Source organism: Nocardia bovistercoris, from assembly GCF_015674855.1.
Lineage (GTDB): Bacteria > Actinomycetota > Actinomycetes > Mycobacteriales > Mycobacteriaceae > Nocardia > Nocardia bovistercoris.
Map to the genome: position 1 here is coordinate 297131 of NZ_JADMLG010000008.1, position 15206 is coordinate 312336.

At 66.6% G+C, this 15206-nt stretch carries 27 protein-coding genes; 25 read left to right on the forward strand and 2 right to left on the reverse strand.

Annotated elements, in window-relative coordinates; genetic code table 11:
• Positions 1-182: 182 nt before the first annotated feature.
• The 14 genes from IT779_RS21095 to IT779_RS21155 all read left to right on the forward strand — a co-directional run bounded on the left by IT779_RS21095 (position 183) and on the right by IT779_RS21155 (position 7344).
• Positions 183-1460, forward strand: coding sequence for a helix-turn-helix domain-containing protein (locus tag IT779_RS21095; protein ID WP_196151081.1), 1278 nt, complete (start codon positions 183-185; stop codon positions 1458-1460).
• Positions 1457-2014: a GNAT family N-acetyltransferase gene (locus IT779_RS21100; protein ID WP_332838893.1), complete on the forward strand. Its 558-nt coding sequence runs from the start codon at positions 1457-1459 to the stop codon at positions 2012-2014. The genes IT779_RS21095 and IT779_RS21100 overlap by 4 nt, the downstream gene beginning before the upstream one ends.
• A gap of 51 nt (positions 2015-2065) precedes the next feature.
• Complete coding sequence (locus IT779_RS21105; protein ID WP_196151082.1) at positions 2066-2446, forward strand: hypothetical protein; 381 nt, start codon at positions 2066-2068, stop codon at positions 2444-2446.
• Positions 2447-2515: 69 nt separating this feature from the next.
• Entirely contained in the window at positions 2516-2866 is a 351-nt protein-coding gene (locus tag IT779_RS21110) for a hypothetical protein (protein ID WP_196151083.1), read from the forward strand.
• Between the two features lie 63 nt (positions 2867-2929).
• Positions 2930-3082, forward strand: a complete 153-nt coding sequence (locus tag IT779_RS21115) for a hypothetical protein (RefSeq protein ID WP_196151084.1) — start codon at positions 2930-2932, stop codon at positions 3080-3082.
• A 188-nt stretch (positions 3083-3270) separates the two neighbouring features.
• On the forward strand, positions 3271-3819 hold the full coding sequence (locus tag IT779_RS21120; protein WP_196151085.1) for a hypothetical protein: 549 nt from the start codon (positions 3271-3273) through the stop codon (positions 3817-3819).
• Positions 3820-3854: 35 nt separating this feature from the next.
• Positions 3855-4832: a DUF3560 domain-containing protein gene (locus tag IT779_RS21125; RefSeq protein ID WP_196151086.1), complete on the forward strand. Its 978-nt coding sequence runs from the start codon at positions 3855-3857 to the stop codon at positions 4830-4832.
• Positions 4833-4905: 73 nt separating this feature from the next.
• Complete coding sequence (locus IT779_RS21130; RefSeq protein ID WP_196151087.1) at positions 4906-5205, forward strand: hypothetical protein; 300 nt, start codon at positions 4906-4908, stop codon at positions 5203-5205.
• 19 nt (positions 5206-5224) lie between these two features.
• Positions 5225-5383, forward strand: coding sequence for a zinc finger domain-containing protein (locus IT779_RS39160; protein ID WP_456299694.1), 159 nt, complete (start codon positions 5225-5227; stop codon positions 5381-5383).
• Positions 5376-5672, forward strand: a complete 297-nt coding sequence (locus IT779_RS21135; protein ID WP_196151088.1) for a hypothetical protein — start codon at positions 5376-5378, stop codon at positions 5670-5672. The genes IT779_RS39160 and IT779_RS21135 overlap by 8 nt, the downstream gene beginning before the upstream one ends.
• A 32-nt stretch (positions 5673-5704) precedes the next feature.
• Positions 5705-6193 (forward strand): single-stranded DNA-binding protein, encoded by a 489-nt coding sequence (locus IT779_RS21140; protein WP_196151089.1) that lies wholly within the window; start codon positions 5705-5707, stop codon positions 6191-6193.
• A gap of 62 nt (positions 6194-6255) precedes the next feature.
• Entirely contained in the window at positions 6256-6456 is a 201-nt protein-coding gene (locus IT779_RS21145; RefSeq protein WP_196151090.1) for a hypothetical protein, read from the forward strand.
• 68 nt (positions 6457-6524) lie between these two features.
• Positions 6525-6932, forward strand: a complete 408-nt coding sequence (locus tag IT779_RS21150; RefSeq protein WP_196151091.1) for a hypothetical protein — start codon at positions 6525-6527, stop codon at positions 6930-6932.
• A 247-nt stretch (positions 6933-7179) separates the two neighbouring features.
• Complete coding sequence (locus tag IT779_RS21155; protein WP_196151092.1) at positions 7180-7344, forward strand: hypothetical protein; 165 nt, start codon at positions 7180-7182, stop codon at positions 7342-7344.
• Positions 7345-7652: 308 nt separating this feature from the next.
• On the opposite strand, the gene IT779_RS21160 is transcribed toward IT779_RS21155, so the two are convergent.
• Entirely contained in the window at positions 7653-7880 is a 228-nt protein-coding gene (locus IT779_RS21160) for a hypothetical protein (protein ID WP_196151093.1), read from the reverse strand.
• Positions 7881-7898: 18 nt separating this feature from the next.
• On the opposite strand from IT779_RS21160, the gene IT779_RS21165 reads away from it, so the two are divergent.
• The 11 genes from IT779_RS21165 (at position 7899) to IT779_RS21215 (ending at position 14892) form a co-directional block, all read left to right on the forward strand.
• A complete protein-coding gene (locus tag IT779_RS21165; protein WP_196151094.1) occupies positions 7899-8867 on the forward strand; it encodes a hypothetical protein in 969 nt (322 codons plus the stop codon).
• 652 nt (positions 8868-9519) lie between these two features.
• Positions 9520-9717, forward strand: a complete 198-nt coding sequence (locus tag IT779_RS21170) for a hypothetical protein (RefSeq protein ID WP_196151095.1) — start codon at positions 9520-9522, stop codon at positions 9715-9717.
• An 11-nt stretch (positions 9718-9728) separates the two neighbouring features.
• Positions 9729-10202, forward strand: a complete 474-nt coding sequence (locus IT779_RS21175; RefSeq protein ID WP_196151096.1) for a hypothetical protein — start codon at positions 9729-9731, stop codon at positions 10200-10202.
• Positions 10199-10363 carry a hypothetical protein gene (locus tag IT779_RS21180; protein ID WP_196151097.1) on the forward strand — a complete coding sequence of 55 codons (165 nt, stop codon included), beginning with the start codon at positions 10199-10201 and terminating at the stop codon, positions 10361-10363. Before IT779_RS21175 ends, IT779_RS21180 begins: the two co-directional genes overlap by 4 nt.
• Positions 10364-10381: 18 nt before the next feature.
• Positions 10382-10927 (forward strand): DUF6378 domain-containing protein, encoded by a 546-nt coding sequence (locus IT779_RS37205; protein ID WP_198428735.1) that lies wholly within the window; start codon positions 10382-10384, stop codon positions 10925-10927.
• Positions 10924-11499, forward strand: coding sequence for a ParB N-terminal domain-containing protein (locus IT779_RS21190; RefSeq protein WP_196151098.1), 576 nt, complete (start codon positions 10924-10926; stop codon positions 11497-11499). Before IT779_RS37205 ends, IT779_RS21190 begins: the two co-directional genes overlap by 4 nt.
• Positions 11499-12578 (forward strand): phosphoadenosine phosphosulfate reductase domain-containing protein, encoded by a 1080-nt coding sequence (locus IT779_RS21195; RefSeq protein ID WP_196151099.1) that lies wholly within the window; start codon positions 11499-11501, stop codon positions 12576-12578. The genes IT779_RS21190 and IT779_RS21195 overlap by 1 nt, the downstream gene beginning before the upstream one ends.
• A 17-nt stretch (positions 12579-12595) precedes the next feature.
• The gene (locus IT779_RS21200; protein WP_198428778.1) at positions 12596-13129 is read left to right on the forward strand and encodes a ParB N-terminal domain-containing protein; all 534 of its coding nucleotides are present in this window, start codon (positions 12596-12598) and stop codon (positions 13127-13129) included.
• Positions 13126-13695 (forward strand): class I SAM-dependent methyltransferase, encoded by a 570-nt coding sequence (locus IT779_RS21205; RefSeq protein WP_196151101.1) that lies wholly within the window; start codon positions 13126-13128, stop codon positions 13693-13695. The genes IT779_RS21200 and IT779_RS21205 overlap by 4 nt, the downstream gene beginning before the upstream one ends.
• A 9-nt stretch (positions 13696-13704) precedes the next feature.
• A complete protein-coding gene (locus IT779_RS21210) occupies positions 13705-14151 on the forward strand; it encodes a hypothetical protein (protein ID WP_196151206.1) in 447 nt (148 codons plus the stop codon).
• A gap of 9 nt (positions 14152-14160) precedes the next feature.
• Complete coding sequence (locus tag IT779_RS21215; RefSeq protein WP_196151102.1) at positions 14161-14892, forward strand: hypothetical protein; 732 nt, start codon at positions 14161-14163, stop codon at positions 14890-14892.
• A gap of 87 nt (positions 14893-14979) precedes the next feature.
• Here IT779_RS21215 and IT779_RS21220 read toward each other — a convergent pair whose 3' ends face one another.
• Positions 14980-15189, reverse strand: coding sequence for a hypothetical protein (locus IT779_RS21220; RefSeq protein WP_196151103.1), 210 nt, complete (start codon positions 15187-15189; stop codon positions 14980-14982).
• Positions 15190-15206: the final 17 nt, after the last annotated feature.

A 15206-nucleotide genomic window follows, 5' to 3' on the forward strand; every position in this document is an offset into this window, starting at 1 on the left:
CCGCTCGGGCCGTCCCGGTGAGGGGCGAGCGGAACACCGGATGAAGGGACGGTGCGGTTGTCGACCCGACGGCGGGGCCTCATCCCAGACTCTCGGCAGTTCCCGCTACTAACCAGCGCGCGAAACACACACTGTCGATACGATTTCGAGACGGATTCTGTCGGGCGAGGTCAGGGGGATAGATGATCGTCACGAAGTGGACAGCGATCGAAGTTCGGGCTCTGCGTGTCGCCGCTCTCCGTCTGACTCGTGAAGAGTGGAGCGAGCGTCTGGGTTGGGCTGCGGCGACGATTCAGAAGTGGGAAGGCGGCGGTAAGCGCGAGGTTCGCGGTGAGCGCGCTGACTCGTTGGACACCGCACTGGCGGAACTCACGCCGGAGCAGTTCCATCGGTTCAGTGCGGCGGTGAGCGAAGCGCGCTTGGCGCAAGGCGTGCACCCTGGAGGTACGGTCACCGTGCCGGGGGCAGACGAGGAGGAAGACATGCGCCGTCGCACATTCGGCACCCTCGCCGTAGCTGCCGCCGCGACGACTCTCGCCCCGTCGCGTATCGGCCTCGAGGACGTTGACCGACTTGAGACGATCGTCGCTGACCTCGGCAGCGACGCGCAGCGGTCCGGAGGCGCGACTCTGGTCAGCCGCGCAGTGAACATGCTGGACGAAGGCGTCGCCCTGGTGGAAGGCGGCACATTCGATGCAGTCACAGGCCGCCGACTCATGTCCGCTGTCGGCAACCTTGCGTCACAGGCTGGATGGTTCGCCTACGACAACCGACAACCCGCCCTCGCCCGCCGCTGTTTCAGCGAAGCCATATCGCTGGCAGCCACCGCCGACGATGACGCGCTGATGGCGCGCGCGTGCGTCACTGCCGCGCTGCAACCGATACAGGCGGGGTCCGCGTCGCGCGCCCTGACCCTGGTCGGCCGCGCTGCTGACGCGATGCGTCGACAGCCACCGTCCCGCATCCACGCGTTGATCGCGGTTCGAGAAGCGTCCGCACTCAGCGCACTCGGCGACCGCGACGGATTCAGCCGAGCTATCGCTACGGCATGGCGGGAGCTGGAGCGCGCCGAGAACTTCGAGCCGGTCGAAGCCTGTCCGCAGTGGTTGAGGTTCGTCACTGCGCAGGAAATCCGGGGACATGAAGCCCGCGGCTGCACTGACGTCGGCAAGCATCGGACCGCGCTCGGCCTGTACGAAGTAGCGTTGACCGAGCACGCCAGCCCGGCCAATGTTGCGAACACACGGGCCTGGGCCGCGTCTGCGCGAGCCGACGTCGGAGACCTGGATGGCGCACTCGCAGGCGCACTGCCGGTTGTGAAGCAACTGGAATCCGAAGTGACGTCCCCCCGAACCCTGATGGTGCTTTCACCAGTGCGGAAGGCGTTGCGGGAGCTGCCCGCCGCGTCCGTTTTCTGTGCGCGGTTCGACGCGCTCAACGCCAAAGGAGTGACCACGTGATCGAGGAGTTCCGCCGCTACAACAACGTCGAGGCCCGTGAGATACGAGACGTGGTGATGGACGTCTTCACCCGGTCGTACGTCGAGCAGACGGCGACGGGTGACCCGTTCCGGTCGCGCGAGGCATTCGGGGAGCGGTTCGACGCCTACACGCGCGGGTCCGGATTCGACCTCGTGGTCGGCTACATCTCTGGCGCCGCTGTCGGTCAGTCGTGGGGTTGGCCGTTGGGACCGGACTCCGCATGGTGGGGCGGTCTCCAGCTCGACGACGCGGCCGAAGACCAAGCCGCGTTCGTCGCCGAGGACGGGGCGCGGACATTCGCGCTCAGCGAAATCATGGTGGACGTCGATCACGCGGGGCAAGGGTACGCCCACGCGTTGCACGACGAGTTGCTGAAGGCGCGCACCGAGCAACGGGGGACGTTGCTGGTGAAGCCCGACAACGAGCGAGCCTATGGCGCATATCGGCGTTGGGGTTGGTCGCGGGTTGGGACGCTCACGCCGGGCTGGGATCACGCACCTACGTTCGATGTGCTGATTCGGCCACTGGGGTAGGGCTCCACCAGCGCGGCGGCAGACCTGCGGATAGTCCGCAGTGGGTGCGTAGTGGGCGTTGTAGTGTTGACACTGTGCGTAGTGACGCGTAGTGTTGTCTCCAGCAACACCGACAGTGCCGAAACATCCCGGCCGCCAACGGGATACGCCGAAAGGAACCAGCCAATGACCAGCCGCCGCGTCCATGTTTTCCAATCGACCACCCAGGCAATCGGCGCGATCGGAAGCGGCGACGATATCCGCGACGGCGACATCCTGATCGTCCCCGCCGAACAAGTCGCCGGATGGCTGATGGGAACAACCCCCGTCGCGGTCACCGACAACAACGGCGAATTCGACCACGTCACAGAAGAATTCGCATTCAACGATCCGACGTACGTCGACATGTTCTACGCCGCGACGGAAGCGCTCGACGACCACCAGGCCAACTGATCCCATCCACCTGCTACGCGGGTCGCCGCCACGGCCCGCGCAGCACGCACCACCAAGGAACCAACCACCATGACCATTCACGTATTCGCCACCAGCGCCGAGGCATACGACGCGAGCCAGTGCCACGATGACATCGTCGACGGTGACATCCTCCTCGTCCCGTCCGAGGAAATCGCCGGATGGCTCAGCGGAGCGTGGCCGATCGCCGTCACCTGCGAACACGGCGAGTTCCATCAGCTCAACGTGGCCTACGCGATCGAACACGAATCGCTCGGACCGGACACCCGCGCGGTCATCGACCGCAAGACGGAGGAGGCCATCGGAGCCCTCGCCGCCCACAACGCGGTCGAAGCCCTGCGCGCCGAACGCGCGAAGGAGGACGAAGCGCACGCCATCAACACGGCGCGCGTCGTCGCCTGACCGTCCCGCCTGCGCGGACCGCCGCCACGGTCCGCGCAGTGCGCCCGAAAGGAACCAACCACTATGAGCGCCAACGAATCCGCGCGCCGCCGCCGTAGGGCGGCGCTGCGCAGCGACGCCGACCGGCCCGCCCTGCCGTTGATGTTCAACGTCGACGACGAAGGCCACGAATACCCGGCCGACCTGCTCGACCTCGCCGAGCGGCCCGCGCAGTGAGCGCGCCGCGAACCATCCGGGAACGCGAACTCGTTATGTGCGACCGATGCAACGGCCTCGGATGGGGCTGCCGGGAGTGCAACGGCAAGGGCGAATTCATGGCCTGGATCACCGCCGAAATCACCGACGACTGAACACCGTTCCGCTGACCGCCGCCACGGTCCGAATCACGAAAGGAACCAACCGAAATGACGACGTTCCACCCCGGCGACACTGTTCGCATCGGCAACGGGCACGTGCTCTACGACGTGTCGGAACCGCATTGGCAGACGTGCGCCGCCGAGGGCCGCGTGGACATCTGGTCACACAAGACGGGCAAGCATCGCGAAGTCGATCCCCGGCGTCTGGCCTTGGTCGAGCGCGGAGAGCAGGGCAAGGCTGCCGACGTCGAGGCGCAGCGCGCGGCCGACGCGGTTGCCGAACAGGCCCGGATCGAGCGACGGAACGACAACCGGCCCGCGCTCAACAGGGCGAGACCTCCGGCCAGGGCTGGACTCGGCACGCCACGCCCGGCGTTCGTCGACGCCGAATCGGAACCTTTGCCGATCCGCGTGACCGCTGAAATCTTGCCCGGCAAAGTCGATCTCAGCGCCACGGCTGGATTTACCAACGCCGACCGCGCGACCCGATACGCGCTCGACCTCGTGACGTCCGGCGACTACAGCTCCGGCGATGTGTGGCTCACCGACGGCACCGGCCGACACCGGATTACCCCCAGCACGAATCGCGAACGCTGACCGCCGCCACGGTCACCTGAAAGGAACCAACCGCAATGTCTCTCACCATCCGCCACACCGCCGAAACCGGAACCCTGCTCGATGGCACCGGTCGCGGTGACGGCACCTACGAAGTCATGACCGAAGTTCGTAAGCGCGTCGGCCACTGGAAGTGGTTCCGCAGCATGGGACAGTGGGGCCTCGTGTCGTCGCGGGACCGGCAGCCCAAGGACTACTGCATCAACGCCGCAGCGGAAGCCCTGCGCGCCGCAGGATTCACCGTTGCCCTTGAGATCGACCGTGCCCACCGGCCCGCCGCCGAGGCTGAAGCCGACCGCGCCGCCCGCCAGGAGGACCGCGTCGACGCGCTCGACGCGAAGGCCGACCGCCGCGCCGCGAAGGCGACTGCCGCCGACGAGGCCAGCCGCCGCGCCCACGAATCCCTGCCCGAGTGGGGCGAGCCCGTGAAGATCGGCCATCACTCCGAGAATCGGCATCGCCGCAGTCTCGAGCGTGCCTGGAATGCGATGGGCCGCTCTGTAGAAGCGCACCGCGACGCCGACGTAGCCGCTCAGCGCGCCGAGGCTGCCCGCCACACCACCGACTACCGGCACAGCCCCGTCACGGTCGCGAACCGGATCGACAAGTTCGAGGCCGAGCAACGCGGCGACCAACGCATCTTGGACGGAGGGGAGCGAGGCCGCCCGCCGTACGTGACCATCGACAAGCCCGCGTCGGGCGCGTACCGCGAGAAGGTCATTGCGCGGATGGCTCAGCGCGCCGACGAGATCCAGCACTGGAAAGACGTCCGCGCCGCGCAGATCGCCGACGGTTTGACGTTGGGACTCACCAAGGCCGACGTCGCGAAGGGCGACGCCGTCAAGGTGCGCGGCGAGTGGTACCGCGTCGTTCGCGCCAACGCGAAGACCGTCACCGTCGAATCCCGGTTCATCGCCGGTCACAACGGCACCGTGCCGTATCAGGAGATCAGCGCGCATCGCAAAGCCGCCGATCCCACCGAGGCGAAAGCGTAACCAGCGCAACCTATCCGCCGTGCGCGTCGTCCGCCAGCGACGCGCACGGCGTCACCGGAAGGAACCAACCCCTATGAACATTCGCGCCAACCTCGCCCGCTACTACCGCAGGATCGCCCCGGCCGCGCCCCCTGCCGCCCCACAGCCGCCCGAACACGCAGCCGCGGACAATCGCCCCGACTTCGCGCCGCTGAAGGCAGTGCGTGACGAAGACGGCCACATCCGACTCAAATCCGGTCAGCTGATCGCACTCGAGCCCGTCACCCGCGAGTACATCCAGCACTTGCACGACCACTCGGTCTATCCCGACTTCCGTGCCGAGTACCGCGCCGCCCTCGACCTGCTCGACCGCGAAACCACCGACCGTGCCTGACACCGCCCTCCTCGCACAAGTGCGCGCCATCTGGAACGTCAAATGCCCGCGATGCCACGCCGCCATCCGCCAGGTCTGCGCCACCCGCGACGGAGCCCCCTGGTTCCACGCCGCCCGCGTCCGCGCCGCAGGAAACCCGCAGCCGCACAACACGAGACAGGAGAACGACGATGCATGAGCCGCACCGCGCCGGACACGGAACCGCCGCCTGCTACCGCACCGGGTGCCCGCGCCCCGAATGCCGGGAAGCGGTACGTGTCTACACCGCCGAACTCCGCGCACGCCGATTCGCTCTGCGCGTGACCGGCACCAACGGAAAGCCCTACGCGGCAACCGATCTGAAGGGCCGCGCCCTGCCGCACGGCCTGTCCACCTACCGCGAGTGGGGATGTCGATGCGACGTGTGCGGCGAAGCGTCGACCGCCGCGACCGCCGCATACCGGCAAACCCGCCGCGCCGCAGCCTGACCCAGAAGTACCCAACCGAAGGAGACACATCCATGTCCGGAGACACCATCATCACAGTCATTGGCAATCTCACAGCAGACCCCGAATTGAAGTTCACGCCCGCAGGCGTAGCGGTCGCGAACTTCACCGTCGCGTCGACCCCGCGTGTGTTCAACAAGAACACGAACGAGTGGGAAGACGGCGACGCCCTGTTCCTCCGCTGCAACATCTGGAGAGAGCCCGCCGAGAACGTCGCAGAGTCGCTGACCAGGGGATCGAGGGTAATCGTCAGCGGGCGACTGAAGCAACGCAGCTACGAAACCCGCGAAGGCGAGAAGCGCACCGTCGTAGAACTCGAGGTCGACGAGATCGGCCCCAGCTTGAGGTACGCGACGGCGAAAGTAAACAAGGCCAACCGGAGCGGTGGCGGTGGCGGATCGTTCGGGAATCCCCGCAGCAACCAGCGGACTGCGCAGGATGGCGACCCCTGGGGCTCCGCGCCGAGCGGCAATGGTCGCGCCGAGGACGAACCGCCGTTCTGACCGACCACGCGTCGGGACTGCGCACCGGAGCCCCGGCGCACCCCGCCCAGAAGGAGACCGAAGTGGAAGACACCCCCGACAAGCGGGCGGCGCACATCGAACGCGTCGAACTCGACCGCCAGATCGAAGAACTCACCGCGAAGTTGGTTGCCGACAAACCGATGTCGACCATCACCGAGCACCACGACGGACTGATGGCCCTGCACAAGCTGCAACGTGAGCGCCGTGCCGCGTTCCGCCGCGAGAACGGGTACCCCCCGTAATCCACGCCCGCCCCAGCCAGAAACCCGCAGAGCGTCAACGCCTGCGGGTTTCTGGCATCATCGGCCGGATGATCCGAACCGCTGCCGTCGTTGCCCTCTCTGTCCTCCTGGCGGGCGCGGCAGGATGCTCCACCGACGACACCGCTGCCCCGACGACGTCGACCACGACGAGCCCGCAGGGCACGGTTGTACCGCTGACACTTCCTGAGCCGCCCGCGCACACTTTCGAGGTAGTCGGCAAGAACGTCCGCGTGAAGACCAGCAGCGCCGATCCCGACGGCCTGCTGTCCATCTACTCGAAAGTGACAACCGACCTGCGCGCCACTCTCGCGCCGGGCGGCTACTGGATGCAGATCGACTGCACGGCCAACGGTGCACGACTCGCGAACGGGCACATCGGAATCGGTCAGCTCGGCGTTGCGCAGGTCGGCGACCTCGGCAAATTCGACGGCGTGACCGGCGCGACCTGCCCGTAGTCCGTAGGACGGACGCCGTCCCCGCTCGTGCTCGCGAAATGCAAGCGGGCAAACCGGGTTCACGCGTGTGACTCCACACTCCGCAAATGTCGGACGGCAGTCCTACATTTCCCTGGTGCACGATACGAAATCACAGGGTGGGACCAACGGGAGAAGCCCCGTTGCAGAAGTCGCCGCGCTCGGCGGTAGCGGCAACAGCGGCCGACGCCGCGTAGTAGTTGCTGCCGACGGGCGATACGTCGATTGGTTGAAGGCACAGGGGGAAGGTCAGGTCTTCGCGTCGGAAGTAGACGCTTCGCTGTGGCAGAAGTTCGGCGACCAGTATTGGACGTTCGGGTCCAACGGCTGGTGGACAGCCGAAGACCTCGCGCTGCGAGGGCCGTTCAAGAAGTTCGGACCACTACCCGCCTGACGACCGACCCACCGGGCCGCGCCGCCGCCAGCCCACTACCGCCAGTCACCGAGGAACGGAGACCCGCACATGCCAACAGGAAGTCTCGACAGCCTCGCCAGACCGGCCGGTACCGCCGCTGACGGAGGCGCGGCCACACGCCCGCTCCCCGATATCGCCCGCGCACTCAGATCGACGACCCAGCCGCGCCGCTGCATCGTCGGCCGATGGCTCGACGGACTGAACACGACCGACCGCGCCGAGATCGACGAGTGGCTGGCGAGCGGCGGTCGGAAATCGTCCGTCGTCCGCGTCGCCAGGTCGCGCGGCTACAGCGGATCACCGTCGATGTGGTACTCACACACCAACTCTGGCTGCTCTTGCCCGGTGTCGGCCGCGTGAGCCTCGCCGACGAACTCGCCGCCGATGCCGCGACCACCGTCAAAGAACCAGCCTTCACCCCCCGCGTCGAATTCGACGGCCGCACAGGCTTCATCGACAGTTCGCCACGTCGCGCCGCCGACGATCCGCCGCTGTTCGCCGACCTGCTCGCACACCACCAGCTCGGCGACGGATTGCGAATCGACCCCACACGACCAGTCCGCATCAGCCGATGGCAGGCGTTCAACGGCGACTGGCTCGCATCGAACCGGTTCTACGTCATCGCCGAAGAGGCCGAACCCAGCCCAGCCGCATCGCTCGTCGACCTGATCGCTACCCGCCGAGGACAGCCGCGGAGTTCGGTCGAGCCCGGCCCGGCCGCATTCAACTTCCAGGCCAGCGACTTGCAGATAGGCAAGATCGACAACGGCGGCTCCGAACGCATCATCGCCCGATACCTCGAAGCAGTCGAACGTGCGCACGACCTGTATCAGCGGGCACGCCGAAATGAACCAATCGACATCGTCCACCTGCTCTATCCGGGCGACTGCGTCGAAGGCAACCAATCGCAGTCCGGTCGAACCATGTGGCGCACAGACCTCACGGTCACTGAGCAGGTCGAAGTGTTCCAACACCTCATCTACGTCGCGGTCGACGCATTCGCGGCTGACGCCGCGTCGATCCTCGTCGACGTGGTCAACGGAAACCACGACGAATCGCAGCGATTTCAGACGACGCGGCCCGGCGACGGGTGGGCGACGCACGCCGCGCGCAGCGTCGCGCAAGGATTGACGCGCAACGTCGACGCATACGGGCACGTCGAGATACGCACCCCGGAGCCGGAACGTGGCTACATGACGGTCCCCGTTGGTGACACGACTTTCGTAGTGGCGCACGGCCATCAGTGGCGACGCGGCAAGGCGATGGACTGGTGGTCCGATCAGACGTTCCACGGGCAGGGACCGGGCGGTGCTGACGTCCTGGCGCACGGCCACTATCACACGTACGAACTGGAGACGACGCGGACACGGACGCGTATCCAGTCGTCGACGCTCGACGGTGGCAGCAACTACTACCGAGAGCGTCACGGGTCGGAGTCGCGTCGCGGCGCGTTGACGTACCTGACGCGTGCGGGTGACGTGCAGGGCGTTTCGCTCGTGTAGCAACGTCACTGCGTCGGTGCGTCATCGACGCACAGCGACACGTGCGACACAGACGCAATGGTTGCGTAGTGCGTGCGTAGTGGCAGATCATTGCGGGCGTGATCGACGACGCACCATGCCGGGGTGACTGGCGATTCATTCGACCCGCCGACGCAGCCGAAGCCGCCGCGTTCTGCCGTAGCGAATGCCCCGCAAGGTGCGTCGTCGAATGCGCCCACCTCGCCCTGAGCGCCGGAACCACCACCGACGCACCGACCGTCGCACTCCCCGCGTCAGGCGTCGTCGCCGCAGGAATCATCTGCCGAGGTGACGCAGCGACCACGAAAGCGCTACGCGCAGTGATCGCCTCACACCAGACGCCGCAGACGCGCCCCAAATGCATCGGCTGCCACCGAACTCTCGTCGCACCAGACGCGCCCGTCGGCGACGGCGAAGCGCGTCACGCCGCACACGGATTGTGTCGCGGCTGCTACAGCGCCACCGGCCGCGCCGGAGGAATCCCGCGCGCAACCCGACCTACCGAATGCGTCGATTGCCACCGCCCCCTCGTCAGCCGCCGCGCCCGCAGCCCTATCCCGGACGGATACGCCCGCTGCCACTCCCGTGGCCGCTGCACCACCTGCCAGACCAGAGACCGACGGAAGAAGCCCGCATGACCATCGCGCCGAGCCAGCTCGACTGGAGGCACGTCGGCCAGACCCTCGTATACACCGACAAAGGCCGCTCCCGCCGCGCCTCGATCACCGGCATCGAACAGAAGCAGACGCACACCGTCGCCTACGTCAACACCGCGTCAGGCAAGGGCGTCGTCTTCCTGCCGCCCGACGCGCCGATCACCCTCGAACCCTGAGCGGAGACCCGATGGACAACCCACGCGCCGTGCTGCCGCTGCCGTACACCCGGCCACCGCTGCACGCGAACAAGACCGCCGCCTCCCGTGAAGCAAAGCTCGGAGAGGCCCGGATACGCCGCGACATCCGCGCGAAGGTCGTCGCTGCCGCCACTCTCGCCCACCTGCCGCGCGGAGTGGATCACGTCGTCGTCGAACTTCACTGGCAACCCGAATTCCAGCGCGCCCGCGACACCGACAACCTCATGCCGACGCTCAAACCGATCGCCGACGCGCTCACCCCGACCAAGCCGGGCCGCAAACTCCGGCGCGGCGGACGCGGTCCCGACATCCTCGGCTACGGCATGGTCCGCGACGACACCCCGCGATGGATGACCAAGCCGGAGGCCGTCATCCACGACCCCGTGCCCGGAGAGCCCGGCCGCGTGTGGGTCGAACTCGACTGGACCTCTGGCGCCGCTGCCGAGACGGGTGATCCCGCGTGATCCGCGTGCTTCTCCGCGCCATCGGTCTGTCGCTGCGCATCGAGATCGTCCGCGATCCGCTCGCCATCCTCGCGTCCGACTGGCCCGCCCAAACGGGCGAGTACGTCGACCCTGACGCCGTCGACGAGACCGACGACACCGACCCCTGTGATTGCCAGTAACCCGAGAGGAACCCGACCGTGGCTGACCAGACCATCGTCCACCTGACCGCCGACGAGATTCGCGGACACGTCGAATCCATGCTGAGCCAACATCCGGACGGCGCGCTGAAGGACATGATTCGCAACCAGATGGAGGCCCGCCTGGCGGACTTCCCCGACGGCGTCGCCGTACCGATGGCCGTTCCGAACCCCGGTGTCCAAACCGAGTCGCCCACCGCGCCCGAGGCTGCCGACGAGGGTCCGGCCCGCGCTGCCGCACCCACAGGTCAACCGTCCGCAACCACGGACACCGAAGCGCAAGCCGCGCCGCGTCCGCGCACGGTGTTGGAGGAAGCCGCGGCGCTGGTCGAGGGCGAACGCGAAGACCAGTACGGGCACCCGGCCAAGTCGTTCCAGCGGATCGGCGAACTGTGGACCGCGTACCTCGGTGTCTACGTGTCCGCGCTCGACGTCGCGAACCTGATGATCCTGCTGAAGGTTTCGCGGACCAAGGACACCTTTCACCGTGACTCGTACGTCGACATCGGTGGCTACGCGCGTAGCGCCGAAAGGATCGCGGCATGACCGAGGTCGCGGTCAAGGATCTGACGCAGTACCCCGGCAATGCCCGGCGCGGCGACGTCCCGCTGATCGCCGAGAGCTTGAAGGCCAACGGCCAGTACCGGCCGATCGTTGTCCAGAAGTCCACCGGTTACGTTCTGGCCGGTAATCACACGTTGCAGGCCGCCGCGTCCCTCGGATGGAAACAGATCGATGTGCACTACGTCGACGTCGACGACGAGACCGCTCGCCGAATCGTGCTCGCCGACAACCGGACCGGCGACAAAGGCGGCTACGACGTCGCCGACCTGCTCGCGCTGCTGGAGGAGTTGCCGGACCTCGAAGGCACCGGCTACACGGACGCTGACCTCGCTGACTTGGTCGCTGCGGCCGACGCAGTCGGCGACGGCGACGACGACAACGAGCCCGCTCCGCCGTCGGCGGTCATCTCCTACAACCTGATATTCGATGACGAGGACCAGCAAGAGACGTGGTTCGAGTTCCTGAAGTGGTTGAAGCGCACCTACTCGGACAAGGACACGATCGCCGACCGGCTGACCGAATACCTCGAAGCGACCGCAGGGGATCGGGCCTGATGCCACGTGTGCAGGGATTCATCGACGTCGACGTCTACACCGAGGCGCGACGTCGAATGCACCACATCTACGACCTGTTCGACACGGTCATGGTCGCCTTTTCCGGCGGCAAGGATTCGTTGGTCGCGCTGCACCTGGCGCGCGAGGTCGCGGTAGAGCGCGGCGACGATCGACCGATCAAGGTGATTTTCCGCGACGAGGAACTGATACCGGATCAGGTGATCGACTTCGTCGACGAGTACCGGCGTCGCGACTGGATCGACATGCGTTGGTACTGCGTGCCGCTGGATTCGACGAAATACATCCTCGGTCAGTCGATTCGCTACATCCAGTGGGACCCGTCGCGGGAGCACATGCGACCGTGCCCGGAATGGGCGCTGACGCCGGAGAGTCTGGGCCTGCCCGCCGATCTCGTGTTCGACCAGTACACCGCCGACACCCTCGTCTCACGTGACGAGAAGGGGAAGGTCGCGATCGTCACCGGAGTTCGGGCGGCTGAGTCGATCATGCGGTTCAACGCGCTCAAGGCGAAGTTGCACGACAACTACATCAACGCGACCGCCGACAGCCGCGTGATGACGGTCAAGCCGCTGTTCGACTGGCAGGAGAACGACGTATTCCGGTACTTCTACGATCACCGGATTCGGTACTGCTCGATCTACGACGCGCAGGTGGTTTCCGGTGCGGCGCTCAGGGTTTCGACTCCGCTGCACGCCGAGTCGGCGAAGCGGTTCGGGCGGCTGCGGGAGTTCGCGCCCGACTTCTACGCGCAGGTGATCCAGCTACAGCCGGAGATGGCCGTGCAGGAACGGTATTTCGGCGAGCTGGACCGGTCCGGGCTGATGCGCCGCTACGGGCAGTCGCTCGACGGAGTGCAGGCGTACATCGAGGAAACGATTACCGACCCAGCACAGCAGGCGAAGGCACTGAAGGCGCTGAGGGTGGTTCGGCTGCGCGCGGCCAAGTCTCCCGCCGCATTCCCGCCCGACCATGTGCTGAAACAGATGATGGCCGGTGCCTACAAACGGACCATCACGCCAATGACGAAAGCCGACCAGAGAAGGCGAGCCGCGAAGTGAGCAGCAATACTGAGGGCTTGCCAGCCCTACCCGTCACACCGGACGGGGAGAACCCGATCGACCACATCCAGTGGATACCGGCCGACACACTCGATCCGAACGTGTGGAACCCGAACCGCGTGCACAAACCGGAGCTGCGGCTGTTGGAGCGGTCGTTGCTGTCGACCGGATGGATTCAGCCGTTGATGGTGAGCCGGGAGCGCATCATCATCGACGGATTCCATCGGTGGCGGCTATCCCAAGACTCCGCGGCTGTCCGCAAACGCTGGCGCGGCAGGGTGCCGGTCGCGGTGCTCGATGTCGACCGGCCGACGGCCATGCTGATGACGATCCGCATCAACCGGGCGAAGGGCACGCACGCGGCAATCGAGATGTCGGCGATCGTCCGCGAACTGCTGGAGACGCATCACATGGACCCGGCCCAGATCGCGCAGGAGATCGGCGGCACCCGCGCGGAGGTCGACCTTCTCGCGCAGGAAGACGTCTTCGCGGCCCGTGGCATCAACAAGTGGGCCTACTCGCCTGCCTGGTACCCGAAGGACGCCGCATGAGCCGCTACGACTCCGCCGAGCACCTGTACGACTGGCAGCGAAACGGAACCTTCCCGCGTATCCACGACGACATCTACAACCTGGTCCGGTCGGAGGTATCGCCGTCCGACGGCGGCGTGCTCGATCTCGGCTCGTCGACCGGGCTACTGACGCGACGGCTCGCGCAGGCCGGATACACCGTCGAAGGCATCGAGGCGGACGCGAACGCTATCGCCGCTGGCCGCACCGCTGGCACCTACGCGCCGGGCGTGCCTGTTCAGCACTGGATGCTCACGCCGGGCGAGCTGCCGGACCTCGCCGACTACCTCGCCGACTCGGCGATCAGGGTCGTCGTCGCCCGTCGCGTGCTGCCTGAACTCGACGACGCGGGTATCACACCGGCGATGCTCGGCGACACATTCGCGAAAGCCAGTGTGCGACACCTGTTTTTGGAAGGACGTGCGCCGAGACAGGCCGCTACTCACAGGGTACGTTCGGTTTCGATCGAATGCGCGGAACTCGAAAGACACTGGACTCCAATCACTTTCGATGGAAAGAACCGTGCGTACCTGACCGTGAAGGAGTGACCCGTGGGAATGTCCGCATACAACGGATTCAGTGGTGAGTACCGCAACCAGGTACAAGCTCGCCTCGAGGATAAATGGTCGAGTGGCGAATGGCCGCGACCGGCCGAATGCACGGTGTGCGGGCAGGCCGAGGGCGCGATCCACGGACACCTCGAGGACTATTCGCGCCCGGAAACGTATGTGCCGCTGTGCATCACGTGCCACCTGATCCTGCACATGCGGTACCGCGAGCCGAGTATGTGGGAGGCATACACCCGATGGATTCGCGACGGATACCGCCCGGACCCGCAAACCCAGAAGGCCGGATTCATGGCGGTCAAGACTCGATTCTCGGGCTGTTCGCCGAGCGTGTGGCCGGGTGAGCCGGTCAATCCGCGTCGGTTCGCGACGTATCTCGACGGACTCGCGCCGGTCAAATTCATTCACCCAAACGCCGCGACTGCGGCGCTGTTCTAGGAGGTATCCGTGGCCGTCTCGCCCGAGGTCGTCGCACTCATCCGCGACCTTCGTCGTGTACCGGAACTGTTCGCGCAACTCGATGTGACGATCACCCGTACCGACGTGACGGTGCGACCTGGCGGCGGTGGCGGACACGGCAGCGGTCACGACCGGCCGCTGATCCTCAACGACCGCGCATCTGAGGCACGGCGGCGGCTGCTACTGGTGCTGCGCCGTGCCGCGACTCTGGCGCCCTACGCGCCTACGGCGCTATCCGCGCGGGACGCGGCAACCAGAGTCCTCCACGAGGTACTACCGGCCACCCTGGGCCAGCCGTGGTGCCGTGAGTGGGTGAAAACGCTGTCGCGTGCGCTCACCGCCGCGTGGGGCGCGGTCGACCTACCCTCCGAACGCACGTTCGCGGGCAGGTGCCAGGAATGCGGTACCCCTGTGACCACGTCTGGCCGTCTGGGCGTCGTCGAGTGCCCCGAGTGCGGGTCTGACCATGACGCACGTCAGCATCGCGACTGGATGGTGGAAGCGGCGCACGATCGGACTGGTACCGCTGTCGAATTGGCACGCCTGTTGCCGGAGTTCGAGGGTGCGCACGTCCGCGCCGACACGATCAGGAAATGGCATCAGCGCGGATTGCTGTTCGGTTGTTTGGAGGAGCGGGGGACCACGTTCCGAATTGGCGACGTTCTCGCGCTGCATCGCGCTCGCCGACCGGTGACGCGGGCTGTGCGCCTGGCGGCGTGAGCGGACAGCGCAGAGCCCCCGGAACCGTCGCGGTCCGGGGGCTCTCTCGTGCGTCGTAGCGGGCCGGACTTCCGACCGGCCACACGGTCACCACGAGCTGGGTGGGCTCAGGCGGCTACGGGGAAGCAGGTCGATGCAGTCGTCGCAACGCATATTCGACGAGGTGGTGGCGCGCAGTTCACCGGAGGCGAAACGGCGACCGGTGGCCCAGCCGACCGGGACGAAATTGGTCGGCGCACCGCACTGCACGCACAGGGCGGTAGCGACTCGGTTGGCGACCGTATCGAGGTGGATCATGGTTGGTTCCTTTCGGC